General features: G+C 54.3%; 37 protein-coding genes and 3 tRNA genes. 27 read left to right on the forward strand and 13 right to left on the reverse strand.

Going from position 1 to position 24449, the window contains the following annotated elements; translation table 11 throughout:
- Nucleotides 1–49: 49 nt before the first annotated feature.
- The 4 genes from Mag101_RS07210 (at nt 50) to Mag101_RS07225 (ending at nt 1390) form a co-directional block, all read left to right on the forward strand.
- Nucleotides 50–126 (forward strand) — tRNA-Pro (locus Mag101_RS07210).
- Nucleotides 127–143: 17 nt separating this feature from the next.
- Nucleotides 144–220 (forward strand) — tRNA-Arg (locus tag Mag101_RS07215).
- 134 nt (nt 221–354) lie between these two features.
- Nucleotides 355–430 (forward strand) — tRNA-His (locus tag Mag101_RS07220).
- A 174-nt stretch (nt 431–604) separates the two neighbouring features.
- The gene (locus Mag101_RS07225) at nt 605–1390 is read left to right on the forward strand and encodes a hypothetical protein (protein WP_077402819.1); all 786 of its coding nucleotides are present in this window, start codon (nt 605–607) and stop codon (nt 1388–1390) included.
- On the opposite strand, the gene Mag101_RS07230 is transcribed toward Mag101_RS07225, so the two are convergent.
- From Mag101_RS07230 to Mag101_RS07285, 13 genes are all read right to left on the reverse strand, one after another.
- Nucleotides 1383–2417, reverse strand: a complete 1035-nt coding sequence (locus Mag101_RS07230; protein ID WP_077402822.1) for a tyrosine-type recombinase/integrase — start codon at nt 2415–2417, stop codon at nt 1383–1385. The two genes, Mag101_RS07225 and Mag101_RS07230, sit on opposite strands and share 8 nt — an antisense overlap.
- 17 nt (nt 2418–2434) lie before the next feature.
- Nucleotides 2435–2674: a DUF4224 domain-containing protein gene (locus Mag101_RS07235; protein ID WP_198040124.1), complete on the reverse strand. Its 240-nt coding sequence runs from the start codon at nt 2672–2674 to the stop codon at nt 2435–2437.
- A 571-nt stretch (nt 2675–3245) separates the two neighbouring features.
- Nucleotides 3246–3842 (reverse strand): hypothetical protein, encoded by a 597-nt coding sequence (locus Mag101_RS07245; protein ID WP_077402830.1) that lies wholly within the window; start codon nt 3840–3842, stop codon nt 3246–3248.
- Nucleotides 3842–4327 carry a hypothetical protein gene (locus Mag101_RS07250; RefSeq protein WP_077402833.1) on the reverse strand — a complete coding sequence of 162 codons (486 nt, stop codon included), beginning with the start codon at nt 4325–4327 and terminating at the stop codon, nt 3842–3844. The genes Mag101_RS07245 and Mag101_RS07250 overlap by 1 nt, the downstream gene beginning before the upstream one ends.
- Nucleotides 4324–4566: a hypothetical protein gene (locus tag Mag101_RS07255; protein ID WP_077402836.1), complete on the reverse strand. Its 243-nt coding sequence runs from the start codon at nt 4564–4566 to the stop codon at nt 4324–4326. The genes Mag101_RS07250 and Mag101_RS07255 overlap by 4 nt, the downstream gene beginning before the upstream one ends.
- An 83-nt stretch (nt 4567–4649) precedes the next feature.
- Nucleotides 4650–5483, reverse strand: coding sequence for a YfdQ family protein (locus Mag101_RS07260; RefSeq protein ID WP_077402839.1), 834 nt, complete (start codon nt 5481–5483; stop codon nt 4650–4652).
- Entirely contained in the window at nt 5483–5830 is a 348-nt protein-coding gene (locus Mag101_RS07265; RefSeq protein ID WP_077402842.1) for a hypothetical protein, read from the reverse strand. Before Mag101_RS07265 ends, Mag101_RS07260 begins: the two co-directional genes overlap by 1 nt.
- A 31-nt stretch (nt 5831–5861) precedes the next feature.
- Complete coding sequence (locus Mag101_RS07270) at nt 5862–6155, reverse strand: phage antirepressor KilAC domain-containing protein (RefSeq protein ID WP_077402845.1); 294 nt, start codon at nt 6153–6155, stop codon at nt 5862–5864.
- Nucleotides 6152–6307 (reverse strand): hypothetical protein, encoded by a 156-nt coding sequence (locus tag Mag101_RS18000; RefSeq protein ID WP_198040125.1) that lies wholly within the window; start codon nt 6305–6307, stop codon nt 6152–6154. The genes Mag101_RS07270 and Mag101_RS18000 overlap by 4 nt, the downstream gene beginning before the upstream one ends.
- The gene (locus Mag101_RS17810; RefSeq protein WP_157520240.1) at nt 6304–6474 is read right to left on the reverse strand and encodes a hypothetical protein; all 171 of its coding nucleotides are present in this window, start codon (nt 6472–6474) and stop codon (nt 6304–6306) included. The genes Mag101_RS18000 and Mag101_RS17810 overlap by 4 nt, the downstream gene beginning before the upstream one ends.
- On the reverse strand, nt 6471–6659 hold the full coding sequence (locus Mag101_RS07275) for a hypothetical protein (protein ID WP_077402848.1): 189 nt from the start codon (nt 6657–6659) through the stop codon (nt 6471–6473). The genes Mag101_RS17810 and Mag101_RS07275 overlap by 4 nt, the downstream gene beginning before the upstream one ends.
- Nucleotides 6656–7003, reverse strand: a complete 348-nt coding sequence (locus tag Mag101_RS07280; protein WP_077402850.1) for a response regulator transcription factor — start codon at nt 7001–7003, stop codon at nt 6656–6658. The genes Mag101_RS07275 and Mag101_RS07280 overlap by 4 nt, the downstream gene beginning before the upstream one ends.
- 245 nt (nt 7004–7248) lie before the next feature.
- Nucleotides 7249–7620 (reverse strand): hypothetical protein, encoded by a 372-nt coding sequence (locus Mag101_RS07285; RefSeq protein ID WP_077402853.1) that lies wholly within the window; start codon nt 7618–7620, stop codon nt 7249–7251.
- A gap of 99 nt (nt 7621–7719) precedes the next feature.
- Between Mag101_RS07285 and Mag101_RS07290 the strand changes: the two genes are divergently transcribed.
- From Mag101_RS07290 to Mag101_RS07405, 23 genes are all read left to right on the forward strand, one after another.
- Entirely contained in the window at nt 7720–7950 is a 231-nt protein-coding gene (locus Mag101_RS07290; protein ID WP_077402857.1) for a hypothetical protein, read from the forward strand.
- A 198-nt stretch (nt 7951–8148) separates the two neighbouring features.
- Nucleotides 8149–9180, forward strand: coding sequence for a PriCT-2 domain-containing protein (locus Mag101_RS07295; protein ID WP_077402860.1), 1032 nt, complete (start codon nt 8149–8151; stop codon nt 9178–9180).
- Nucleotides 9177–10913 (forward strand): DUF5906 domain-containing protein, encoded by a 1737-nt coding sequence (locus tag Mag101_RS07300; protein ID WP_077402864.1) that lies wholly within the window; start codon nt 9177–9179, stop codon nt 10911–10913. The genes Mag101_RS07295 and Mag101_RS07300 overlap by 4 nt, the downstream gene beginning before the upstream one ends.
- A 321-nt stretch (nt 10914–11234) precedes the next feature.
- The gene (locus Mag101_RS07305; protein ID WP_077402866.1) at nt 11235–11579 is read left to right on the forward strand and encodes a hypothetical protein; all 345 of its coding nucleotides are present in this window, start codon (nt 11235–11237) and stop codon (nt 11577–11579) included.
- 171 nt (nt 11580–11750) lie between these two features.
- Entirely contained in the window at nt 11751–11972 is a 222-nt protein-coding gene (locus tag Mag101_RS07310) for a hypothetical protein (protein ID WP_077402869.1), read from the forward strand.
- 55 nt (nt 11973–12027) lie between these two features.
- Nucleotides 12028–12426, forward strand: a complete 399-nt coding sequence (locus Mag101_RS18310; protein ID WP_418287765.1) for a lysozyme — start codon at nt 12028–12030, stop codon at nt 12424–12426.
- Nucleotides 12411–12899 carry a lysis protein gene (locus tag Mag101_RS07320; protein ID WP_077402875.1) on the forward strand — a complete coding sequence of 163 codons (489 nt, stop codon included), beginning with the start codon at nt 12411–12413 and terminating at the stop codon, nt 12897–12899. The genes Mag101_RS18310 and Mag101_RS07320 overlap by 16 nt, the downstream gene beginning before the upstream one ends.
- A 182-nt stretch (nt 12900–13081) precedes the next feature.
- Nucleotides 13082–13285 (forward strand): HNH endonuclease, encoded by a 204-nt coding sequence (locus tag Mag101_RS18115; protein WP_232325173.1) that lies wholly within the window; start codon nt 13082–13084, stop codon nt 13283–13285.
- Between the two features lie 107 nt (nt 13286–13392).
- Nucleotides 13393–13848, forward strand: coding sequence for a phage terminase small subunit P27 family (locus Mag101_RS07330; RefSeq protein ID WP_077402880.1), 456 nt, complete (start codon nt 13393–13395; stop codon nt 13846–13848).
- On the forward strand, nt 13845–15551 hold the full coding sequence (locus tag Mag101_RS07335) for a terminase large subunit (protein ID WP_077402883.1): 1707 nt from the start codon (nt 13845–13847) through the stop codon (nt 15549–15551). The genes Mag101_RS07330 and Mag101_RS07335 overlap by 4 nt, the downstream gene beginning before the upstream one ends.
- A gap of 7 nt (nt 15552–15558) precedes the next feature.
- Nucleotides 15559–16779, forward strand: coding sequence for a phage portal protein (locus tag Mag101_RS07340; RefSeq protein WP_077402886.1), 1221 nt, complete (start codon nt 15559–15561; stop codon nt 16777–16779).
- The gene (locus tag Mag101_RS07345) at nt 16779–17441 is read left to right on the forward strand and encodes an HK97 family phage prohead protease (protein ID WP_077402889.1); all 663 of its coding nucleotides are present in this window, start codon (nt 16779–16781) and stop codon (nt 17439–17441) included. The genes Mag101_RS07340 and Mag101_RS07345 overlap by 1 nt, the downstream gene beginning before the upstream one ends.
- An 11-nt stretch (nt 17442–17452) precedes the next feature.
- A complete protein-coding gene (locus Mag101_RS07350; RefSeq protein ID WP_077402891.1) occupies nt 17453–18583 on the forward strand; it encodes a phage major capsid protein in 1131 nt (376 codons plus the stop codon).
- 72 nt (nt 18584–18655) lie between these two features.
- On the forward strand, nt 18656–18904 hold the full coding sequence (locus tag Mag101_RS07355) for a hypothetical protein (RefSeq protein ID WP_077402894.1): 249 nt from the start codon (nt 18656–18658) through the stop codon (nt 18902–18904).
- Complete coding sequence (locus tag Mag101_RS07360; RefSeq protein ID WP_077402897.1) at nt 18901–19209, forward strand: head-tail connector protein; 309 nt, start codon at nt 18901–18903, stop codon at nt 19207–19209. Before Mag101_RS07355 ends, Mag101_RS07360 begins: the two co-directional genes overlap by 4 nt.
- Complete coding sequence (locus Mag101_RS07365; protein WP_077402900.1) at nt 19209–19547, forward strand: phage head closure protein; 339 nt, start codon at nt 19209–19211, stop codon at nt 19545–19547. Before Mag101_RS07360 ends, Mag101_RS07365 begins: the two co-directional genes overlap by 1 nt.
- A complete protein-coding gene (locus Mag101_RS07370; protein WP_077402903.1) occupies nt 19540–19983 on the forward strand; it encodes an HK97-gp10 family putative phage morphogenesis protein in 444 nt (147 codons plus the stop codon). The genes Mag101_RS07365 and Mag101_RS07370 overlap by 8 nt, the downstream gene beginning before the upstream one ends.
- On the forward strand, nt 19980–20339 hold the full coding sequence (gene gp17 / locus Mag101_RS07375; protein ID WP_077402906.1) for a tail completion protein gp17: 360 nt from the start codon (nt 19980–19982) through the stop codon (nt 20337–20339). Before Mag101_RS07370 ends, gp17 begins: the two co-directional genes overlap by 4 nt.
- 268 nt (nt 20340–20607) lie before the next feature.
- Nucleotides 20608–21021 (forward strand): phage tail tube protein, encoded by a 414-nt coding sequence (locus Mag101_RS07385; protein WP_077402912.1) that lies wholly within the window; start codon nt 20608–20610, stop codon nt 21019–21021.
- A gap of 69 nt (nt 21022–21090) precedes the next feature.
- Nucleotides 21091–21501, forward strand: a complete 411-nt coding sequence (locus Mag101_RS07390; protein ID WP_077402915.1) for a phage minor tail protein G — start codon at nt 21091–21093, stop codon at nt 21499–21501.
- Between the two features lie 74 nt (nt 21502–21575).
- A complete protein-coding gene (locus Mag101_RS07395; protein ID WP_232325174.1) occupies nt 21576–21767 on the forward strand; it encodes a hypothetical protein in 192 nt (63 codons plus the stop codon).
- Between the two features lie 1941 nt (nt 21768–23708).
- A complete protein-coding gene (locus tag Mag101_RS18315) occupies nt 23709–23786 on the forward strand; it encodes an SWIM zinc finger family protein (protein ID WP_418287766.1) in 78 nt (25 codons plus the stop codon).
- 273 nt (nt 23787–24059) lie between these two features.
- The gene (locus Mag101_RS07405; RefSeq protein ID WP_077402924.1) at nt 24060–24449 is read left to right on the forward strand and encodes a hypothetical protein; all 390 of its coding nucleotides are present in this window, start codon (nt 24060–24062) and stop codon (nt 24447–24449) included.

Below are 24449 nucleotides of genomic sequence, written 5' to 3' on the forward strand. Positions count from 1 at the left end.
AAGTAATATGCGCGCACTCAAACGGGGGGGCAACTCCTCGGGACAGTATCGGGGCATAGCGCAGTCTGGTAGCGCGCCTGCTTTGGGAGCAGGATGTCGGGGGTTCGAATCCCTCTGCCCCGACCAATTTTCCGGGTTTATATGCGCCCGTAGCTCAGCTGGATAGAGCATCCGCCTTCTAAGCGGATGGTCGCAGGTTCGAGTCCTGCCGGGCGTGCCATTCCTACCAATGGCAGCGAACTCGGCAGACTAGTGGTGGACCACAGCGAGCTTTTGGTCGCAGGACTATCCCGGCTCATTTGCACAGCAAATGGGCGAGACAGTGTTGCCACAAGACACTGATACTGCATTATGGTGGCCGTAGCTCAGTTGGTAGAGCACAGGATTGTGGCTCCTGAGGTCGCGGGTTCGATCCCCGTCGGCCACCCCATATAAAACCCTTGTAAATCAAGGTCTTAGAAGCCTCGCTAACCGCGGGGCTTTTTTGTTTCTGCTCTGTTGGGGGTAATTCTGGGGGTAATTCTGGCCTCAATCGATTCTGTGACGCTTTAAACGTCTCCTCTAGGGCACTATTCTTGACCCCTTATTCACGTGAGGTGCGATAGTGGCACAAATAAATATCGAGGATGGTCATCCTCTCCGCCGGAACTTGATCGTCATATGCTTGATCATCCTGGTTTACATTCTGGGTGGCGGAGAATTTAAGGTCGGAGATTCGGGCTCTACTGCGAGCCTCGGGATCATTGGTGTGACTTTGAAGCACGCTGTAGTCGTGGAGTTGGCGGCGTTGCTCATATTTTTTTGGAGCTGGTACCGATATCAGGTGTTCGACAAATCAGTAACTGACTGGTCGAGAATACAGCAGTACATTCGTGAAGTTTTACGCACTGGTGGGGAAAAATCAGCGATTCTGCGTGCCATGGAAAGAAATCATAGTGCCCATTTTCCGGAGCCGTCTACATCGCCATACGGTGTCGCCACAGGTTCACTGGGCGTGACTGTAGGGGCTGGCGGTTTTTGGTCCTCGGTATTTGGGGCTTGGAGGATTACGAGTGCGCCTCTTGCGGTAAATGGGCGTCAATTCATACAGACGCAGAACTTTAATCTGGGGTGGCAGGAGTATCCGGCAAAAATGCGTTTACTGTTTCGGGCAATGTACTCTACCGAATATCTTCCTAGTGTCGCGTTGCCTAAGACTTTAGTGTTTGTGACTCTGCTGGCGATCTTGAGTCCATCGTATGCCTATGCCTACGATCAGTTTGGGGTGCTTTACACCGTTGGCGCCAACGCTTTATTGCTATTCATTGTGTACCGAGGGAAGTTTTCCAGCTGGTTAAAATGGCTCTCTACGAAAAGGCCAACAGAGGCCGGGCCCGAGGCTGCTACTTGAGCGGCGTTTTGCGCTTGCGATCGAGGGTGACCACGCGATCTGGGGTGCGGTTATAGCGTTCGGCCATTGATCGGGTTTTGTGCCCGGTGAATTGCTGTACGTCGCCCTCAAAGTCACTGGCCGCTTTGATCTTCAGATCGTGAAAGCGGAAGCGGGCGCTAATGGCGCCGGCTTCCAGGGCTTTGCGTTGTTCCCGCTGCCAGACGCTATTGAATCCGGTGCGAGTAAACCGGCGACCCGTGCGGCTGCGGAGTACATGGGCGGTCTGGATCTTGGCGTCGGTATTGGTGGCGAGTGCCTGGTTGATGGCTTCGCGCAGACGCGGCGTCCATAGCTTCAGCTGCTTCTTTCCTGTCTTCTGCTGTTCAACCAGCAATCCATCTTCCTTGATATCTGCGCGGGTGAGGGCAAGTACGTCCTGGTGCCGCGCTGCGCAGAGATACGCAATCTCCATCGCGCACTGGTGCATGGTGTGCCCGTTGCTACCGAGCCAGTGGAAGAAGGCTTCATAATCCTGATCTTCGACATAGCGACCGCCTGGGGTCAGCTTCATCGGTCGTACGACGACAGTGGGATCTTCGATGGTGACGTATCCGCGCGCCTTGCCCCATTTCATGATGATGCCGAGAAAGATGCGCTCGTGGTTGGCCGCTGCGGGCTTCTCCGCGCCGCGGGCATCCATGAACATCTGTACCAGGGGGCTGGTGACCTGATCGGGCTCGAGCTCACCGAATACGGCGCTGATACGCTTGCTGTACTGCAGGTAATCGCTCTGGGTGCCCGGCGTGATGTGCTTGGTGTACTGGGGCGAACGGAAATAGATTTCGATCAGGTGGTTTACCGTGAACGCTTCTTCAACCTGGCCGGCCATCCAGTCTTCATAGGCCTTCATCACTTCCCAGTTCTGGGCATCTGGAGCGGCCAGATGGTGCGTGGGGAAGCCGCGGCGCTTGATGCGGTAGCCTTTGCGGTAGCGCTCGACATACGGCGGCATCCATGCGTTTTCGGGGTTGCGTTTGCGTCCCATGGTCCAGAGTCCTTGTCTTAGCTGGCGGCGGCGAGGTTAAAGCCGGCTGGCAGCTTATCGCCATTGGCGGCCGGTGTGGAGGTACGGCGCGTCAATAGTGCTTGGTTGTACACCGTCCACGTTAGCAGGGGTTCGCCCTTGCAGTTCACCGAGAAGGGGATGCCGTTGGCCTTCAGCGAGCGCTTTTGCCCCTCTGGATCGTTGCACTTGCAGCCAGTGATTTTGAACATATCGGCTTTGCTGATGATGTTGCTCATGCGGGGCTCTTTTGTCCGGGTTCCAGGTGCCATGGGATGCTGGTGTGGCAGCTCGTGCAGTACTTGATGTTCTGGCTGCGGATCATTACCAGCTTCGAATTGCCGCATTCCCAGCACTGCTTAGTGTTTTGTCGCCAGGCTTCGCGTTGAGTTGGTGTGGGAGTCTTTTTCATCCTCGGCGTCCTGTGCAGTCATGCAGGTCTGGATATTCGTGTGCGTATCCGCGCTGTGAATAGTACGTAGCCTCAACGCCGTCGAGCCCGCAAACAGTGCAGATACCTTCTTCGTCGTACTGATGCGCGCGTCCTTTGCGTGTATAACCGCCGCAAAGTGGGCAGGTAGTCGCACCTTCCGTTTCAGTGCATTCCCTTTGTGGGCCTTTCCAGTCGCAGTGATTACAGATGTGCATTACGCGGCCTCCTGTAGGGTCGCAGCTACTTCCATATTCGCCCGCACCAGTGCTTCCGCCAGCATTACTTATTCCCCCGCCAGCCGCCGGTAGCGGCGAAAAACCAAGCTACCGCGAGCAAGACAACCACTAGCGCTACGGCCACCTCTGTTAATGTGAAAGTCATTGCTCTCCCTCTGGTGGTAGTGGGCGATATAGGTGGGTGTGAAACCAATGACTGTATATATCTGTATCGCGTCGGCATTCATGGGCAGAAATTCGATTAACACTTCCCAGTGTATTTACTGCGAAGATGCAGCCATTCTCATCTTCATCGTCATCTGATGGTGGGTAATACATTGGGTCTAGCCAGCCCGCTTTCTCCGCTACAGAGGGGGCGGCGGATAGCACCGATTCAGCCTCTTCGAGCAGCATTTTCTCAATTGTGGAGGGTTTAACCTTGTCCCACTCAACAAACCCGGCGTCAATGGCCCCCATAAGGGTTCCTGCAAAGTCTCTAAGGGCTTGTGCTTTGAGTTCACCTTCCGGCACACTCCCTTTGCTGTCTTGCGCAGTAGGGGAGGGGTAAACCTGCAAACCTTTACCGAATACTTCATCGCTGTTGCGGTTGTGCCCAACCGGCTCCGCTTCCTGCTGGGATTGGAGTGCACTAATAACAGCACAAAAAAGAGGCTGCACTTCTGCCGCCGAAGCTGGATTACTTACTGCGATGGCGGCCAGTTTACCTGCCGCCTCTATCGCTTCTCTTATCTTATCCATCACGCTGCCAACTCCTGTTCTATGTGCCGGCTGATAATCCAGTTCTCCAGATACCCTTCGGCGCGGTCAAAATATTTTTGTTCGTTCTGCTTCTGGTCCAGGCGCTTCGTGGGGAGGATTTCTGCGATCCAGCCGAAGTCGACTATTAACTTTTCATTGATGCCGTTTTTTGCGTTTTGCAGCTTTGGTTGCACTACGTCGGCGGTGTCGTCGATGCGGCGTCCCTTTTCGAGAAACAGGTGGTGGTTGGTGTCGTAGTTGCCGTGGATGTCTTTGATGATGACCACGACGGTGATCAGCCAGTTGTGCGGGGTGTCGACGATCCAGCGGTTTGCATCGACGCGGGAGAGCATGACGCGGGCGGATGGGCCGCAATCAATCTTTACGTCGGCTGTACCGTCTTCCTTGAGTCCGTTGCTTTCCATGGAGACCAGGCGCAGGCCGGTAAGGCAGGAGCGGATTACTTTGTCGGATGGCTTTCTCATCCCTCCTGCACCTCCCTTGGGTGGGTGCCGCGTAGGCGGATGCGCTCGGCGTGACGCTCCCAGTAGGGATGACGTGGATCCTTCCTGGTGTACCGATTCAGCGGTTTTTCTTCGCGGGTGTGGGCGCGTTCGCAGGCCATTTGTACTGCATGCATATCGCCGGCACTTACTTCGCTGGGTACTGGCAGCAAGACGCTAATCATGCGGGTTATGGTGGTATAGGCGCGGTGTATGGTCATTCCTTCCCCCAAAAATGGGCCCAGTACCTGCGGCCCTAACGGTCTGACTGATGCGCCAATGGCGCGGGTTGAAATAGAGCGGATTACGGGTTCAGGTTGAAGCCGCCGATGTAAATTTTTGCGTTTTCCGGAAGGCTATCTTTCAGCAAATTTTTAAATTCTTCGGCCATCGCTTCTTCATGCTCTTCTAGCTTGATAACTCGCGTGGTGAGCTGTGGTGTCTTATGGCCTGTAAGAACGGCAAGGCGGAGTGTGAAAGTGCGCTCACTTAGAGCCTTATATGGCTCGCAAGTGAACTGAAGGTAAGCGGGTAGCTGTTCTTCACTCTTTGCTTCGATCGATTCCATTGCGCTTTGGCTGGCTCCGAAGTTAGTTACTTCGGAATCGCTTTTTGCAGTGGCTTCAATGGTGATGCGACGAATGGCGGCGATTGCCTGGTTGATATTGAGCAGTTCCCCTTTGTTATCGAGCGCCCTCAGGTTATCCCGCCAGTCTTCCATCCATTCGGCCAGCGCCTGTTGACTGTGGCGGTCGCCATCAATATTTCTCAGGCTCCGAAAAGGAGCGGTTTTCACTAGGGTCAGACTGGCTGTGTGATCACCATGGCCCGGCTCTGCATCGACTTCGTACAGGTTGAAGATGGCCTTTGCGGTCATGCTTTCCGGTTGTACAAACACCTGCGTGAACAAGTCTTCCTGGTTGTCGCCGTAATAATTAGCGAAGTCTTCCAGTGCATTGGTTTTTAGGGCTGCGCGAAAGCGGTTGCGGAATTGCTGCAGGTGCTCGATATCAACCAGTTTGCATGTGTCTGGCAGGATGATTGCTGGGTTGCTTTCTGTATTTTTCAGCTGCTGATTGGCCTCGGTATGCGGCGCAGTATTCTGGATCTGCTTGATTGCACTTGCGTCCATAGACATTAGCTATTCTCCGTTTCGCGTGTATTTATTTCACCGGTCTTGGTGAACATTTGGTGTTGGTTTTCGGGGAAGAAGGTCATGCGGCCGCCTTTGCCAACGTGCATGGCGGTTTTAGTGACGTTCTTTTCGCTGCTCTCGCCATTACGGCGAGGAATGGTGTATTTCAACGTGTGTTGCACATTCACCTGGCTAGAGCCCAGCAGTTGAATATCAAAGTCGATCGTGACTTTTCCTTTTTTTTCGTTGTCGCAAACTCCTGCGGCAACGTCGCTGAGCGCGCGGGAAAGTTTTTCAGCAAAGACTCCCGCATCCAGATCGGTGATGAACTCTTCTACATTTGTGCCCATGGATTCCTCCGTTGGTTATAGGTTGGGGCGTTTAGCTTGCGCTGGCGGTCTCGGCCGCTTCGCGCTCGAGAAGGTCAGAAATCCACACAAGGCCTTTTGCGGTCACCTTGGCGGTGGTGTGATTGATGCGCACCGGGCCGCGGTAGAACTGCGAGAGGTGCGGGTGCAGTAGTCTCTGTTCAACGGCGGTTTTGGTGGGCGCGCACTCCATGCCTTTCCGGTCCTGCAAGTACCCGTGATCGCGCAGTTTCTTGATTAGTGTGTTGCGGCCGATACCGAGTTGGCGCGCTGCCTGGGTGAGGGTGAGAAGCTTTTCTCTGCTCATTGGGCTGTGTCCTTTCGTCGTTCGGTTTTGCCGTACAACTGCTCGGTGAGCTCGGCGATTTGTTCCCGTTGTATTTGCAGCTCAATCTGCTGGGCGTCGACCCGGTTCTTCAGGTTCTGGACGATTTCCAGCAGTTGGCTGAATTCATTCATGGTTTGTCTGCCATGCTTTTCTGCAGTTTGCGTTCACGCCCGATTGCCCGATCCCAGTACTCGCAGCGGGTGCACAACCAGCCGCGCAATAGCAGGCGGCCGTTGTATACCGGTGTGGCGCTATTGCCGCACTTGGTGCAGGGGATATGTTGCTTCGGGTTGCTCACGCGGCGTCCCCTCCGAAGGGTGGCCAGTCGTTGCTGGCGGTCGGGCTCAGGGTGCTTTTGTTTTTAGGCTCTACCAGGCGCAAGCGACGGCCGTTGCTCTCGGCCACAACGATGCGGCCGGTATGGCGCTGTAACTGCTGAATGGCTTCGGCACTGGTGACGGTTGGGTGCAGGTACACGGTCATGCCAGATCCTCCCGGTTGTTGCGGATGCGAATGGTGCGAATGGTGGGGCGGCGCTGGAAGCGGGTGCGCATCTGTTCGCCGGCATTTGGTCCCATGCCGGCGAAGATGGTGGCTACCAGCGCGAGGTGAATCAGTCCGTGCTGCACGGCCTTGGCAACGGCATCGACGGAGCTGCGGGCGTGGAGCTTGAAGAAGCATTCGCCCAGCAGGTTGGCGACGTTGGCTGGTGAGCACCCCATGGCTGCTGCCGTTTCCGCCTGGGTGAGACCTTGGGCGCGATGGGTGAGCGCTTCTGCCTGGCGTGGTGCCAGGGGGCGAAAATTCGGTGTGGTATTGGAGTGCATTTCTCTATCCCAGCGGTTGTTATGAGCTGATAATAGGAAATTACTATTTTCACAGTCAATAGTAAAACACTATTTTTTGCGTTGCTGGCCGGTGTGCAAGCGTGTGAGGATGGTTTGCGCGCCAGTTGCGGGCGTGCGAAGTGCGGTGCTGCAGGTGTTGGGCGCTGCGGCGATCGGCGAAAAGTGGAGTAGGGGAGCGGTGTGCGGTGGTTACCGCGAAAGAAAAAAGCCCGCTGTTGCGGGCCTTATTTTGTGGTCATCATTCTGATTTGCTGCTCTAGCAGCTGGGCGTATTCTGCGGTGAGTACACCATCTCGGGCGGTCTCTTCTATGAGTGCCAGGAGCGAAACCACCTCTTGGGGCAGTGGTGCCGCGGCTTTGCTGGCTGCGGCCTCATGGATAGACTCGGCTTGCTGTGGGTAGTCCATCCAGCCTCTGGGGAGCTGAAAGCGTTCCTCTACCTTGCGCGCGGTGCGGGAACCCATATCGGTGTGACCGCCACACAGTTGGTTGAGGTAGTTCGTGTCCGGATACCCCAATCTTTCGGCGATCTCCGCCCTGCCGTGCTCATCGGCCAGCAGATTCAGGTTTTTCTTCCGTACGTCTTTAATTTCCATAAGCAAATTATGCCATTAGGGAAAAGCTATCCGTTATTAGGGTTTCCCTATTGTTTTAATAATAGGGTTTTACTATTATCGGGCTTAGGAGGAATCGATATGACACCCAGACAGTTTTATTACTCGCGCTCAAAGGAAGAGGTTGAGGCACTGGCCAAGGCCGCAGGTACCACTTTAGGCAACTTCAAACAGATTGCGGTGGCGCATGGCCCGGTTGGTCGCAAATTGGCTGAGCGTCTTGCGCGAGCATCACAAGGACAGATCTCGGAACTCGAGGCTCTGTATCCGGAGCGCTACGAAGAGCAGCCAGAGCAGAAACAGGCAAGCTGACTGGCCGCGGGTTGGTTGGTGACGGTAAGACAAAGATAAGCATTTTCAATCCCTGAAAACTGATCCGTATGTGGCCATTGTGCCGCGGTCAATCGGGGAGGGTAATAAATACGATCATATGGGATTTTATACAGTGGCCGGGGGTTCTAGGTGCCACTTCCCGCGCGCTGCGCAACCTTTCTCAAGGGGGATTTCTGAATGTACGAACAATGTACGCTGGACGATGTTTGCCGGGCGTTGAGTTTTCTTGACCCTGAATGCGACCGGGATACCTGGGCGCGTGTGGCGATGGCGATTAAGTCTGAGTTTGGCGATTCCGGCTTTGATGCTTGGGATGATTGGAGTAAGGGGCACGGCAGGTACCGCGCGGCGGATGCTCTGGCAACCTGGAAGAGTGTACGCGGTGCTGGCGGTGTTGGCATCGGCACGCTGTTTGCGCTGGCGAAGGAGCGCGGCTTTACTTTTGAGCGGCGTGAACTCACTGCAGAAGAGAAGCGCGCGTGGGCTAAAGAAAAGGCGGAGCGTGAGCGCCAGCGCAAGATCGATGCGGAGCGCGAAGAGGCCGAGCGGCTGCAGGAGCAGCGGCAGGTTGCGGAGCTTGCGCATTTGATTCTTGGTGATCTGAAGGCGGTAGGCCGCAGTGAGTATTTGGGGCAGAAGAAGATTCAATCTCACGGTGTGAAGTTTTTCCAGTCGCCGGTGTTGATTGTCCACCGCGATAGTGGCCCCGAGCGTATTACCGACCAAGCGCAGATCAGCGCATTTTTTAATATTCCGAAAGATCAGCAGCCGAAGTTTCACTATTTCAAAAAGGGATTCTTCGCGCTGCCGCTGGTGGATATCGATGGCAACTTGTGGAATCTGCAGGTGATTACGCCCAAGGGCCGCAAATTGTTTTTGCGCGGTGGCCGCAAAAGCGGTTTGTTTGCCTGGCTGGGTAAGTTGGATCCGCGCATGCCATTGGTGTTGGTGGAGGGTTTTGCCACCGGGGCAAGTGTGCGCGAGGCCACCGGTTGCCCGGTGGTGGTGTGTTTCGATTGCGGTAACTTGATGCCGGTGGCGGTGCAGTTGCGTGAACGTTTCCCCGAGCAGAACATGGTATTCGCGGCGGATGATGATGCGGGTACCAAGGATAACCCGGGAGTAACCAAGGCGGATGCGGCGGCACGTGCTGTTGGTGGTGCTCTGTGGATTCCATCTGCTGCTGATGCGCTGGAGGACGCGGCGTGATTAAAAAAGATAACGATGATCAGGGATTGGATTTTAACGATGTGCACTGCCGTCACGGCCTCGGTGAGGTTGAGCGGCAGTGGGCGAAGTTTATGTCGAATGTGGTGTTCTTCCCGCGCCCATCTAGTGCGGGGGCCGCGCCGGTTGCGGATGCGCCGCCGCTGGATGATATCCCGCCGGAGTATGCCGATGTGCCTGCGGGGGATTCTCCCGCACCCTCTTTGACAGCTGAGGCGCGCGAAATTTCGCTCGAGGACGCTTTAAAGCGATTTTCGCTGATTTCTGGTACTACCAAAGTTTGGGACGAGCATGCGCATGCTGAATTGAAGTTTCCTGCGTTCAAGGCGGAAGTGGGTGCGCAGGTGGCGAAGCAGTTTATGGATGCGCCGGTTAAGCGGAAGCTGACGGAGCTGGACGCGAAGCGCCTGCAGTCGGCGCGTCAAGCCGCCCAAAAGGGGGCAGGGGGAGTGGGCGAGATGCTGGACCGCTTTGTGTATCTGGATGTGTCTGATACTGCGTGGGATGGTAAACGCCGGCAGGTGGTGCGTCTTGCAGATATACGGCATTCCTATCCGAAGGTGTATGACGATTGGTACAAGCATCCGGATCGTCGCCAGGTAGACAAAGAAAATCTGGTGTTTGACCCGACGCGCCGTGTGGACCCCGATAGTCATATCAATATGTTTCGCGGGTTACCGCTGAAGCCTGAGCGCAACGATGATGCCTGCGTCTATATCCGTAACCTGCTGTACACCCTGTGTAACGAAGACTCAGAGGTGTGGACTTGGATTGTGCGCTGGCTGGCGTATCCGCTGCAGCACGTTGGCGCAAAGATGGCGACGGCGGTCCTGATGCACTCGAGCGTGCATGGTTCGGGTAAGTCGCTGTTTTTCGATGGCGTGATGCGCAAGATCTACGGCGAGTACAGTCGCACGCTCGGTCAGCTGCAGATGGAAAGCCAGTACACCGATTGGATTTCCAATTTGCTGTATGGACTGTTCGAAGAAATCTTTTCGCGCTCGAGCAAGTATTCACACCAGGGATCACTCAAGCAGCTGGTTACCGGCGAGACGGTACGCGTGGAAAAGAAATTTGTGAGCGGTTGGGAAGAAGCCAACCATATGAATTGCGTGTTCCTTTCCAATGAGATTCAGCCATTTCCGGTTGAGGGTTACGACCGCCGCTTTCTGGTGGTATGGCCAGAGAAGGCATTGCCGGTAGAACTGCAGAACGGTGTGGCGAAGGAATTGGCCGGTGATGGCCCGCAGGCGTTTTATGCGTGGTTGCTGGCGCAAGACCTGGGTGACTTTGGCCCGCATACGAAACCGCCACTGACGGCAGCGAAAGAGCGCCTGATTGAGTTTGGGCGCCCCAGCTGGGAAGTATTCAATCGCGCATGGGAAGAGGGTGAGACAGATGCGCCGTGGCATTCGTGCCTGGTGGGAGATCTGTACGAAGTCTATGTGAAGTGGTGTGCGCGCTGGCGCATGCACCATATGAGCTTCCCGAAATTCTCTGAGGCGATGGGCACGGTGTATAAGAAGAAGTCGCGCGTGCCCTACGACCGGCCTGCTGGCTTTGGTGAGTGCGCGAAGAAAGATGTGCAGGGTACGTTTCTGATGTTGCATGAGAAGCCCGCAGGCAAGCAACAGAGGGAATGGCTGACGGAGTGTGTTGCGGAATTCCGCAAAAAGGTGTCTCCTGTTGATCTGGAGCCTCCTTATGAGTCGTAGCAGTCGTAGGGCAGTCGTAGGGTTTGCGAGTGGGGGGTACGACTCTGCAGGCCGCATGTTTACTAGGGTTTTTGAAATAGTCGTAGGGTCGTATGGGTTTTCGCGCGCGCGCGGGCGCGTATGTATGCGAAGCGTTTTCCGGGTTGGATTTTTTAAAAAAATTTTCCGCGCGGGAATTCTAAAAAAGGGGTACGACCCTACGAGTATTTGAGCGAAGCGAGTAATGACGGGGGTTATAGAGTCGTACCCCTTGGTTCAAAACCCTACGACAGGGCTACGACAGGTACGAGACATGGAAATTCAGGCTAGGAGGGTAGTGGGATGATTGAGCGGGTACATATTCGCTTTCAGGAATGGGCCAATGCCGTGGAAGGAGTTGGCCGTGGATCCGTTATGGGCAGCTTGGGGTTGATCGCTGGCAGTGGTACTGCGGAAGGCACAGTGCCGATTAATTCCGATGTGCGCGAGGTGGAGCAATTTGTTCTGGAGCTGCCTGAGGATCTGCGCAGCTCTGTAATGCTGTATTACTTGCCGCCATACCTGACGCATGACCAGGCTGCAAAAAAGCTCGGTGTGTCGATGAGAACGCTGTACCGGCGTATCGATGGTGTGCATGTTTTATTTAATGCGAAAATTTTGCGCGGCGTTCTACCAAAAGTTTCATAAAGAGTGTTGACGCCGTGGCAGAGCAGTGATTGAATACAGGCAAGCTAGCATTGCTGGCTTCAAAGAAACCCGGCTCCCCCGCCGGGTTTTTTCGTTGTGTTATCCCTATCCTGATCGTACCTTCGACGGCGCCCCTGTGGCGCCGTTGCTTTTTCTGACGAGGAAAAATCAATGAGTGGACCGCATGCTCTCGCAGTGGAAAGTGCGAAAGTGGGTCCGCCTCTTGTCGTTGTGGGAGCGAAATATCTAGGACTTTCTGTGGATGAATGGATTCAGCTGTTAACCGTTTTATATCTCCTTGGTCTGGTTGTGCACCAGCTGCCCAAGCATTGGCAGGCGGCTTGTAGCTTTGGCCGCTGGATCAAGGGAAAGGTGCAAAATGAGAATAAGTAAGCGAGTTGCGGCAATTGTTGCTGCAGGTGCATTCTCATTTGCCGCACCGGTTGTGATGCAGTTTGAAGGACTGCGTACAACTGCGTATTACGACCCAATTCAAATACCGACCATATGCTATGGGCACACGCTCACAGCGACGATGGGTGAGTCAAAAACAATTGCTGAGTGTGATCAGCTTTTACAGGACGACATGCGCCAGACACTATCAGGTCTCGCGGCTTGTGTTCGGCCTGAGCTTCAACCGAATCAGTGGGCTGCTCTGGTGAGCTGGTCCTATAACGTGGGCGCTGGCGCTGCGTGTGGCTCAACGCTAATGCGGAAAGTTAATGCGGGTGCTACTCCTGACGAGTGGTGCCCTGAGCTCCGCCGTTGGGTTTACGCGGGCGGCCAACGACTGGCGGGTTTGGTGCGCCGGCGTGAAGCAGAGTTGAAGCTATGCCTGGGAAGCTAAGTTATCAGATCCTGGTAGCTTTCTTGGCGCTGGGACTTTCGTTCAGCGCTGGTTGGAAGGTTCAAGGCTGGCGTCTTACGACTGAACATGAAAAGTATCGCCGTGTGCAGGCTGAAGCGCTGAATGAAGCGCGTGATCTGGTTGATCGGCTTGAGTCTCTACACCGGCACAGCTTGGCCGATATCGATGCGCGTTACACCAAGGAGGTGGAAGATGCACAAGCAGAGAACGAGCGTCTGCGTGCTGATCTGCTGCGCGGTGCTATCCGGCTGTCAATCCCTGCCAAGTGCACCGCAAGTGGTATGCCCAGTAATACCAGCGCCACCGGCGGCACTAATGCAGCCAGCAGAGCCGACGTTGACGAGCGAGCTGCTGGAGAAATTCTCGCGCTCACCGAGCGAGGAGATAAAGCAATACGACAACTGAGTGGACTACAAGAGTATGTGCGCTCGGTTTGTATTGGTGACACGTGATGCCAGCTAAACCACCACGCGCTTGCCGCAAGGCCGGATGCTCCGGAACAACAGTGGAGCGGCACGGTTACTGTGAAGCGCATGCCCATCTTGCGTCTGGCTATTTGATGCAGGGTAAGTACCGGGGCAGTGCTCACCAGCGCGGTTACGGTGCGCGCTGGAAGAGAATCAGGGATCGCGTAATGCTGCGTGATCGCCACTTATGTCAGCCTTGTGAGCGCGAAAACCGCATTACTCCAGCGAAAGCGGTTGACCACATTATTCCAAAGTTCGAGGGCGGTACCGACGCAGACAGCAATCTTGAGGCTATTTGCGACCCTTGCCACCGTAAAAAGACCCAACAAGAGTCAATTCGCGCTCGTAAAGGGGGGGTGGGTTCAAAGTAGGGCCGTTCTCACCAAGACCGCAGCCCCTAGTCCAATTTGTGCGGCAGCCAATTTTTAAGGGGGGGGTTAAGCCTAGGCTTGATCTTCACCAATTTCTGAGACACATCATGACCAGCCAAACTCCCGTTAAGTCTGCAGCGATTATTCCGCTGAAGACCGGCAGTGTTGTGCCTGGCGAAAGCTCAGATTCTTCTGGAATGTTCCAGGGTGTTAAGACCGAGCGCCCGACCAAGCCGCGCTGGCTCAGCAAAGAGGCTGGCCGGCATTGGGACTACATCGTTAAGGAATTGGAAAACGCGAACCTGATTTCAAAGCTGGATCAGGGAGCGCTATCAATCCTTTGTACTTCCTACGCGCGGATGAAGGAAGCGGAAGAAGAGGTGGCGAACAAAGGTGAATTCCAAAGTACGCCCAGTGGCTATCAGCAGTTGGCGCCATGGGCTGTGTCTTGGGAGCGCCACCAGAAAAACTATCTGAAGGTGGCGAGCCAGTACGGCTTGACTGTTCGTGCCCGCCAGCAAGTCAAGGTAAGCGATCCCAATCAGGGTGAGCTCAACTTGTGAGCCGGGAAGATGTTGGTCGTATCTCGTTAGATGCGGCCTATGAGTACGCAGCGAAGATTCGAGCCGGTGAGATCCCCGCTTGCAAGTGGACGCAATTAGCGGTCAAGCGCTGGTTTGATGACTTGGACAATGGCTACGAGCGAGGGCTTCGCTTCGACGAAAACGCCGCGGCCCGCGTGTTCCGCTTTTTCAATTACTGCCGCCACTATCAGGGCGAATGGGCTGGCCGTCCGATTCGGCTCGAGCCCTGGCAGTGCTTCATCGTTGCCAATGTATTTGGTTGGCTCCTGGAAGATGGTACGCGCCGCTTCCGTATGGTGTACGAAGAGATCCCGCGCAAGAACGGCAAAACCACCAAGCTTGGTGGCGTCGGTCTGTATGGGTTGCACGGTGACAATGAGCCGGGCCCGAAAGTTTATTCGGCGGCGACGAAGCGGGATCAGGCCAAAGAGCTGTTTGAGTCCAGTAAGGCGATGGTTCTGCAGTCGCCCGAGCTCAAGAAAATCACTAAGGCATTTCAGGGGCATCTGGCCGCACCGAAAACATTCGGCCGGTTTGAGCCGCTGAGTGCCGATGCCAAGTCAATGGATGGTCTCAACGTCCACTATGGTCTGGTGGATGAGCTGCATGCGCATCCGACTCCGCAAGTATGGGATGTGATCAAGTCAGCACGTGGCGCCAGGCGGCAGCCACTGCAGTGGGCGATTACCACCGCGGGCTTCAACCGCAACGGGATCTGTTATGAGCTGCGCGACTACGCATGCAAGGTGCTCGAGGGGATTGTCGAAGATGATGCCTTCTTCGCAATCATCTACACGATTGATGACGGTGACCGCTTTGACGATCCGATCGCCTGGCAAAAAGCGAATCCGAATTTCGGGGTAAGCGTTAGCCCGAAAGATCTCGAAGACCAGTGCCGGATGGCCCTGGCAATGCCGACCGAGCAAACCGAGTTCCTGACCAAGCGTCTCAACGTCTGGACCTATGGCGAGTCCAAGTGGATGAACATGGACGCTTGGAAAGAGTGTCTGGTGGAGTTCGATCCGCTGGCCCCTTGGGGCGAAGATGAAAGCGAGCTCGATGGCTTGACGTGCTTTGGCGGGGTCGACCTCGCGAGCGTCGAAGATATCACTGCCTTCTATCTCGCGTTTTCGACGCCAGACGGTCACAAGCGAGTGATTGGACGGACCTATTTACCGCAAGAAGCGCTAGAGCGCCGATTGGAAAAGGGTAATAACTTTTTCGAGAAATGGCGTACGTCGGGCTTCCTTACCGTGACGCCGGGCGCGGTGACTGATTACGAATACATCAAAGCGGATATCCGCCGGGCTTGCGAGCGCTTTGATGTAAAAGAGATTGCTTTCGACCGGTTCAATTCCAGCCAGCTGGTGAATGACCTGCTGGAAGAAGATGTGCCGATGGTTGCGATGGGGCAAGGCTTTGCCTCCATGAATGCACCGATGAAGGAGCTGCAGCGGCTGGTATTAACTCGCCAGCTGGAGCACAACGATTCGTTGCTAACGTGGGCCGTATCAAATCTGGTCGCAGATCAAAATCCCGCGGGCGATATCAAACCGAATAAGAGCAAAGTATCCGAGAAGATTGATCCGGCGGTTGCCGTGATCATGGCGCTGGGCCGGCAGATGCTGCAGGAGCCCGATGGCAGTCTCGATGACTTCCTCAATAACCCCATTTTAACGTGAGTACTGCATGAGCATTTGGCGACGCTTTAGCTTCTGGGACCGCTCAGCTACTTCGCAACAGGAAGGCCAGCAGTCCGCGGCGCCGGCTTCACGCAACATCGAAGCCCCTAAATCAGTCACGGAAGATACCGCGCTACAGATTTCTGCGGTGTGGTCGTGTGTGCGCTTGCTCACCGAAACACTGGCCAGCATGCCACTTCATCTATACGACGTAAGCGGAGATGAGCGGGTGGAGGACAGCCGCCACACGCTGTCTCGTTTGCTCAAGCGTCGACCTAACGCGCGTATGAGTAAGGTGGTGTGGTTCGAAACCATGCAGCTCAATCTAGTACTGCATGGCAATTGTTACGCGGTGATTGATCGCAACAGCCGCGGTGATGTTATCAGCTTGTGGCCGCTACCGGCTCAACAGGTCGATGTGGAAACGCTGGCTGATGGCAGTGTGGTGTACCACTACTACCAGGGCAGTGATGTGTCGGTGTTCGCCGAAGAAAACATTCTGCATGTGCGGCTGTTTGGTAACGGGATTGTGGGGCTATCTCCGCTGGAATATGGACGTAACTCCATTGCCTTGGCCACAGCCTCTGAGGAATTCAGCACCAAGTTTTTTAAAAATGGCGGAAAGCCTGGTGGCACTCTCACCATCGATAAGATCCTCAAACCAGACCAGCGCGAGCAGGTACGCAAGAATTTCGCCGCACTTACCGAGGGCAGTGAGAACGCGCACAAGCTGATGGTGCTCGAAGCGGGAATGAAGTACGACCAAGTACAGCTAAACCCCAATGATATGCAGATGCTCGAGACCCGTCGTTTCCAGCTCAAAGACATCTCTCGATTTTTCGGGGTGCCGTCCATTTTGATCAACGATCAAGAAGGCACCACCACGTGGGGCACCGGTGTAGAACAAATCATGCTGGGCTTTTACCAGCTCACCATGCGCCCGTATTTGACTCGCTGGGAAGAAGCTCTGCGCGAGCAGCTATTTCGCGGCGTAGAGCGCAACCGCTATAGCCTGGAGTTTGCTTTTGAAGGACTGCTGCGAGCAGATAGCAAAGGCCGCGCGGAATACCAGTCGCAGATGGTCAATAACGGCCTGATGACGCGCAACGAAGCGCGCAAGAAAGAGAATCTGCCACCACTGCCTGGTGGCGACGTACTCACGGCTCAAACTGCTCTGGCTCCGCTTGAGCAGCTGGGCCAGCAGAATCCAGAACCCGGGAGCCAGTGATGGAAAAGAAAGCCCTCAGCTTTGATCAGTGCGAAATCAAGTTCGCAAACGGCAAGCCCAGTAAGTTCACCGGCTACGCGAGCAAGTTCGGCAACGTCGACAGCGATGGCGATGTTGTGGTGGCTGGCGCGTTTGACCAGGTGATAGAGCGCGGCGTGATGCCCAAGATGTTCTTTAACCACGACCACTGGAGCGTGCCAATCGGCAAGTACAGTCACATAGAGACTGACGATGTGGGCGTACTGGTAGAAGGTGAGTTCACTCTCGAAGTGAGCAAGGCCAAGGATGTGCAGGCGGCCATGCAGGCCGGTACCGTCGATGGCCTGAGCTGGGGCGGTCTGGTTGCCCGTGATGATACCGAGTGGGGTAACGACGGCACTCGCCTGATCAAGAATATTTCTGAACTGTTGGAGATCTCCGTGGTGAGCTTCCCTGCAAATGGTGAAGCCCGCGTGGATCTATCCAACTTCAAAAGTGCACTGCACCAGTGCGAATCGATTCGAGATTTTGAGCGCTTCCTGCGGGATGCAGGCGGCTTTTCAAAGAGCTTGGCGGAGGCCACCACCAAGCGTGCCAAGGTATTGTTTGCGGGGGATCCGCAGGGCGAGACCGGGCTTGAAGAAGTGACCCAATTGATTAACCGCATTAACGCGAAATTTTAAGGTAAGACATTATGGAAGCTTTACAAAAAAGCCTGCAGGACTTTGATAAGAAGCTGGATGGTTTCATCAAGTCCTCAAACGAAGAAGCCCAGAGCAACGCCAAGCTGGGCCGTGAAAACAAGTCCGCTATGGAGACGCTGAACAAACAGGCCGAGGAACTGCAAGAGCGTTTGGCAGACGTTGAGCAGAAGATGAGCGCGCGTGGCGACAACGAAGAGCCTGTGCTGAGCATGGGTGAGCAGATTGCCAAATCGGCGGACTATGAAAGCTTCATCAAAGGCTCATCCAATAAGATGACCCTTGAGGTGAAGAATACTCTGATTGGCAATGACTCCACTGTCGCGCCGGATCGCCGTACTGAAATTATTTCCGGTGCCAATCGTCGCTTGCAGGTTGTAAGCACCATGCCGAATATCCCGACTTCCAGCAACGCAGTGGAGTACACCCGAGAAAACGTGGTGGTACTGAATGCTGCAGAAGTTGCGGAAGGTAGTGCGTTGCCAGAGACAAACATCACTTACGAGCTGGTGAGCACTCCGGTTCGTACCATCGGCCACTGGATCAAGCTGTCCAAAGAAGTGATTGCGGATGCGCCAGCTTTGGCCGCACACGTAAACACGCGCCTGATGTACGGTGCAGAGCTGCGACTGGATGGACAGATCCTGAATGGTAACGGCACCGGGAACAACCTGAGCGGCCTCGGGGTTTCTGGTAACCACACTGCGTTTACTGCAGGTGCCGGGTCCAAGCCAATTGAAAACCTGCGCCGTGCAATGGGCCTTGTCGAAGCTTCCGAGTACATGCCGAGCGCGATCTTTATGAACAGCGCAGATGTGGTTGATCTGGACCTTGAAAAGGGTACCGATGATCACTTCTTGGCTGGCAATCCGCGCTTTGTGATTTCCGCAACCGCCTGGGGTCTGCCGGTGATCAAGACCAATGCAGTACCGCCGGGCAAGTTCTTTGTGGGCGCCTTCGATATGGCGACTGCATTGAATATGCGTGAAGGAGTGTCGATCTCTATGTCTGAGTCTGACGATACCAACTTCACCAGCAACTTGGTGACTGTGAAAGCGGACTTGCGTGGAGCGCTGTCAATCTATCGTCCGGCGGCTGTAGCGTACGGCGACCTGACCGCCTAAGGCGAGCAGGGGATCTACTGAAACGGGGCTTGCGGGCCCCGTTTTTCGTTCTGGCTTTTGAGTAAAGACCACATGAAAAAAGTTCGCATGAAAGCCACCACATTCTTCATCTCGCCGGTACACGGCAACGTGAAGGAAAAGGATGTGATTGAGGTAAGCGAAGCACTTGCCGGGCATCTGGAAGAGCATGGCCAAGCTGTGCGCGTTGATGCCAAGGACAAGCCCCTCAAGGCCACCGCAAAACCTGCCGCAGAGAAGGCCGATGACAAGCCGGGCCTGCTGGGCCGCGCTGCTGCGATTCTGGGTAAGTCGGGCAAATGAGTACCGTCGCTCTGGGGGATGCCAAGGCGCATCTCAACGTCGAGCACAGTGATGACGATACCTATATACAAGGCTTGATCGACGCGGCAGAAGATCACGTGGCCCAGTACCTCAATCGCGACCTGCCATGGAAAGATGACCTGGGCCAAGAGGTTTCGGTACCTGCATCGGTAATCGCCGCGATCAAGCTGCTTATCGGCACGTTGTACGAAGTGCGAGAAACCACCGTCGTCGGCACCATCGTGAGTGAAGTGCCAGCGTTTACTCACCTGCTGGCGCCTTACCGCGTCGATTGGGGTATCTGATGCGCATTGGGCGTTTGCGTCACCGTGTGACGTTTGAACAGTTCAACGAAACTGAGAATTCCTTTGGTGAGCCTGAACGCGCGTGGAATGAGTATCTGAGCTGTCGTGCGGAAGTGCTGCCGGTACGCAGTGGCGACGGCATTGCTGAAGGGCAGGAGCTTGCCACCAGCGAGGTGAAAATACTGGTGCGGGCGAGCAGCGCCAGTCGAGGGGTTACCAGTGCCATGCGTGCAGTGTACGACGGCCAAGTGTTCGATCTATCTCCGTCACGCAAGTTGGCCGGGCGCAATCGCTATCTGGAATTCACCGGAATCGAGCGGAGTAGCAGCGATGGCTGATAACTCAAAATTCCATGTTGATGGACTGGCAAAGTTCAACAGTACCCTATTGGGGTTGGATGCTAAGACTGGCTCTGGTGTTTTGCGTCGCGCCGGCCGCGCCGCAATGAAGCAGGTCGAATCAGCCATGCGTAAGGGTGCCAAGCTGGACAGCGGAGAGCTAAAAGACTCTATCGGTATGCGTGCCTCGACGGCGAAGGGGAGAAGCCGCGATCGTATCGCCCGTATCTCGGTTGGCCCGATTAAGAAGTCCAAGGGCCGCGGTAAGAAAAAGCGCGGTTTTAGCAACATTAATCAGAAGGCCATTGCTCAGGAATACGGTAACGCCAGACAATCCGCACGCCCATTCATTCGGCCGGCGTTGGAAAGCAATGTCGACAACGTCTTACGCGATCTGATTAACGAAATTGGCAAAGAGCTCACGCAACTCAAATGATCGAGCAATCCCTCACTACTTGGCTGCGTGCCTTGGGTGCGACGTCTGTACGCCCGCTTTTTTTACAAGTGGATGACGCTATGCCGGGTATTACTTATACGCCGGTGGCTGAGCGCTCTTCACTAGGTATAGATGGAACGCCAGATACCCAGGTCAGTCAGATTCAAATTGATGTGTGGGCTCTATCGTATAACGATGTCAAATCGCTCGCACAATCGGTGATGGACCTGAATGGATTCGCTGGAGACTTTTCCGGTCTGCATGTTGGACTTGTTGAGGCTGCCAGAAACTTTGAAGACTTTGACGCAGAAACGCGACGTTACCGCGTCAGTATTGACCTGACCATTTACTCGTAAAGCAGGAACGTAAACATGACCGTGGAACCTAAAAAGCAAAGGGTAGTAATCACTGCTCCGTGTATGGCAGCAAGAAAATCGGCTCGCGTAGGTGAAGTACTTGAGCTCGATATACGCGAGGCGAATCAGTTGGTTGGGATGCAGCGGGCGAAGCTGGTATCTGAATCAGATGCCAAGTCGACCGGTCGAAAGGCAGAAAAGCAATCGGATTGATCGACGTATTTCCTAAGTTTTTCAAATTTAAATTGAATCAAATGAGAGCATAACCATGACACAAGGTTACAAAACGCAATTTCACCGCAGTGATGATGGCGTTGCTTACACACAAGTTGCGGGTTTGTTAGATGTTGACCCTGGCGAAGAGTCTCGCGGTTCTGATGACGTAACTCCTATTGATGGCACCAGCGGATATATGGATTTTGACCCAGTTGGTTTGCGCGATGCTGGTGAACACTCGCTGACCTTTATTTGGAATGAGGGCGATGCTGGGCAGGCGGCTCTGCGTGCTGACTTCGATTCCGACACCAATTGCTACTACAAGGTTGTGTATCCGGAAGGTACCGAGGTCGAATTTGTTGGTCATATCACCGGCTGGGGAAAGGCGATTCCCAAAGACAGCAAAATGACTCGTACTGTAAAAGTCAAAGTGTCCGGAAAGCCCGCCGTCACACCTGGCACCTAATGCGGCGATAGCCGCGAAAGATAAGGTTTAGGCCGCTGACGCGGCCTTTGTTTTGCTTGGAGTATTCCAATGAGTTTGTTTGTTGAGCCTCTACTAAGTAAAGAGGTGATTGAATTTTCAGGTCATGACTTTGAGCTCTATGAACTCAGTGCTTATGATCGCTGTGAATATCTCGAGGCGATCACTCGTGATATAGCTATTCCGAAAGACATTGACTCGAGCGTAGAGGCGAAGGAGTTCGAAAGTTATGGCGAGCTCTGGTCGTTTCGGCGACAAGATGTAGACGATAAATTGCTGTTGATCGCTTATTCGTTGCGACCAGGGCGTAGTGAAACTCTCGAAGAGCTTCATGGAGCGTTACGGGACAACGTAACCAGGGCGTCAGTTGATCAGTTGTATATCCCCGCGGCAAGGTTATCCGGGCTTTACGTCGAGAAAGAAGGTGGCGAAGACGACGAGGACACTGAAAAAAAAGGGTAGTGCCGGGCTTTAGGTTTGCCCGGCAGATAGCTCGTGACTTTAATCGTCCGGATTACTTCAACATGCTGCGCACTATGAGCAGTACTGAATTTGATCACTGGTATAGCGTCCATCGAGATAAGCCGCTTCATCAAGAAACATTGCTATGGCAGCTCGCGCATATTGCGGCGGGTAGCTATGGCGGTAAGCCCAGTGATTACTTCCCTGAGCATCGCCGCCCGAAAACGGTGAAACAGCAAATTGCCATATGGCAATCTATGGGCTGACTGAGAGACCTCAATGGCAAAGACTGCAACTATCGCCACACTTGTTGCGAATCTGGAGATGAACTCTGCCAGTTTTCGCAAAGAGATGGATCAAGCGCGCGCGCGTACTAAGAGCTTTACCAAGGATCTGCGCAATACCAGTGCCGCAAATGATGGTTTTGCCCGGTCAATGCGTGGTGCTGCCCAGGGTGTCGTTGCGATTGATGGCCCACTGGGTGGTGTTGCGGGTCGCTTGGGGGCTGTAAACAGTCTGGTCACTGGTGGAAGCGTCGCCTGGGCTGGGCTGGGAGTTGCCATCGCTGGCGCTACTGCAGTGATGTACAAGAGTGTCCGTGCTGCGGAAGAGATGGAGCGTGGACAGCTCAAGATCGAGGCGCTACTCAAGGCTACCGAGGGTGCAAGCGGTCGAACTGCTGCCCAGTTAGATGAGCAAGCGCGGGCAGTTGCTCGTAATACACTCGCAAGTATATCGGGTATTCGCGACGCTCAGGGCGTGTTGGTTACCTTCCGCAGTGTACAAACGGATGTATTCGACAAAGCGATCGTGCTTTCTCAGGATCTCGCCGCTGTCATGGGGGGGAGTGCGAAAAGTGCGGCGTTGCAACTTGGCAAGGCATTGGAGGAACCCAGTACCGGCTTGACCGCGTTGCGCCGTGCCGGTGTGAGTTTTACGGAAGCGGAGAAAGAGCAGATCCGCGTGATGGAGGAGAGCGGAAGGGTTGCTGAGGCGCAGCGGCTGATTCTGGCCAAGCTGGAGAAACAGGTTGGTGGCGCAGGTGCTGCAGAAGCCGGAGGCCTTGCCGGTAAGGTCGACAGCCTAAGCCAGTCTTGGCAAGAGTTTCTGGAGGCCATTGGAGAAACTAGAACAGCAGGCTCTTCTATTGAATGGCTGACTGGTGCCGTCGAGAATCTTCGCCGTGGTCTTGCCCCTACCGAATCTGAATTGCAGGAGCTCGAATTCAAGAAGCTCCACAAACAATACGTCTGGCATCAAGAGATGCTTGCTAAGGCGAAGAGTGAAGGCGTCCAAGCGCAGGTAAATATTCAGACTCGACTGGTTGAAAAATACCGGCTCCAACTGAAGGAAATACAAGACGCACGAATTTCAGCACAGAAAAAAGAGGCTGCAGACGCTATTGCAGCAGAGCATCAGGCGAAGGCCGCACGGGAGCAGATGGCCCGTGAACTCGCTGAATCTGAGTTGAAACGAAATGAGAAAGCAGGTGCCGCACAGCTGATTCAACTTGATGCTTATCTAGCGGATAGGCGAGGAAAGATCGAGCTTGAGCATGAGCAGCGTTTGCAAAAAATCGCTTCCTTACAAATTTCTGAACAGGAGCTTGCGAAGCGGGGCTTCGCATCGCTCGAAGCGCTTCGTGCGGAATACATTGAAAGAGAGAAAGCGCAATTCGATCAGCAGTTAGCTGAGTTGGCTGAGAGAGAGGCCCGCATTGCTGCTCAAAATGAAAGTAATAAGACTGGCTCGCAAACTGGTTTTACATCGGGTGAGCAAGATGACGCAATTACTAAGCTCGAAGCCCTCAAGCAGTCATGGCTATCTGAAGTGGATTTGTTGCAGGTACAGCATGATCAGGAGATGGCGATTCTTGATGAGGCTCATCTAGTAAAGCAAGAGAGGCTTGCTGAGCAGTTATCTGAAACCAATGCTACGAAGGAGCAGGCCCGGCAAGCCAACCTAGCTTTGCAGGTTGAGTATGAGCGGAATCTAACTGCACTGGAAACCAAGCATGCTAAAGAGCGAGAAAAACTGCAGCAAATTACGAACAAGAGCAAATTGCAAATGTTCGCTGCTGGCGCGGTTCAAGTACTAGCAGCCGCTGCGGGTTACAACAAAAAGGCGGCAAAGCTAAGCATGGCGGCAGCGGTATATGAAACGGGTGTATCCGCAGTGAAAAACATTGCGCGTGCTTCTGAAATTGGATTTCCACAAAACATTCCTGCGATTGCCGGCGCGATAGCTCAAGGAGTCCAAATTGCCGGCATGCTGTCGTCGCTTAAAGGCCCTGGTGGGTCGGGGGGCGATAGTGCATCGTTACCTTCGGCTGGTGGTATTGCCGCGGCGCCGAGCTCGAACGTTTCTGCAAATGATCAATTTGTGGAGGCTGAACCGACTGAGCAGCCTGGCAGTCAGGTGAGCATTTTTATTCAGGGCGATTTGATTGGCGACAATGCCGAAACCATCGCAGACAAAATTACGACTCTTATTGAAGAGCAAGACCTAGTGATTATTCCAAATGGTAGTCGGCAGGCTCAGGAATTGACGGGGTAAGCATGTTTATTGAATTTATTCCAACTCGGTTCGCGGCAGGCGTTGACGGTAAACTTGAATTAAGTCTTAAGGCTTTTGACCCTCAGGATAAAGCTGAAGGAGTAGAGAAGACTTCGCTATCTGGAATCCGTGAATATACGGATTACCGGACAGAGGAAGAGGCGAAATGTCAAACCGTTTGGGTGACTTTGACAGATGAGCAATACGCGGTTTGGAAGTCGTTCAAAAACAGTTGTGCGTTCGGGCAGTTTTTTACGTTCGACCCTTACGGAACCGAGACGACTCCAGATGATCCGCAGTCGGTACAGCTGAAATTTAAATCATTCAAAGAGAAACGGCGCCCGGGGCGCCGTTTTCAGTTTAGCTTCACTACTATTCGTGTAATTAGCTGA

Origin of the sequence: Microbulbifer agarilyticus, assembly GCF_001999945.1 — a bacterium.
Lineage (GTDB): Bacteria > Pseudomonadota > Gammaproteobacteria > Pseudomonadales > Cellvibrionaceae > Microbulbifer > Microbulbifer agarilyticus_A.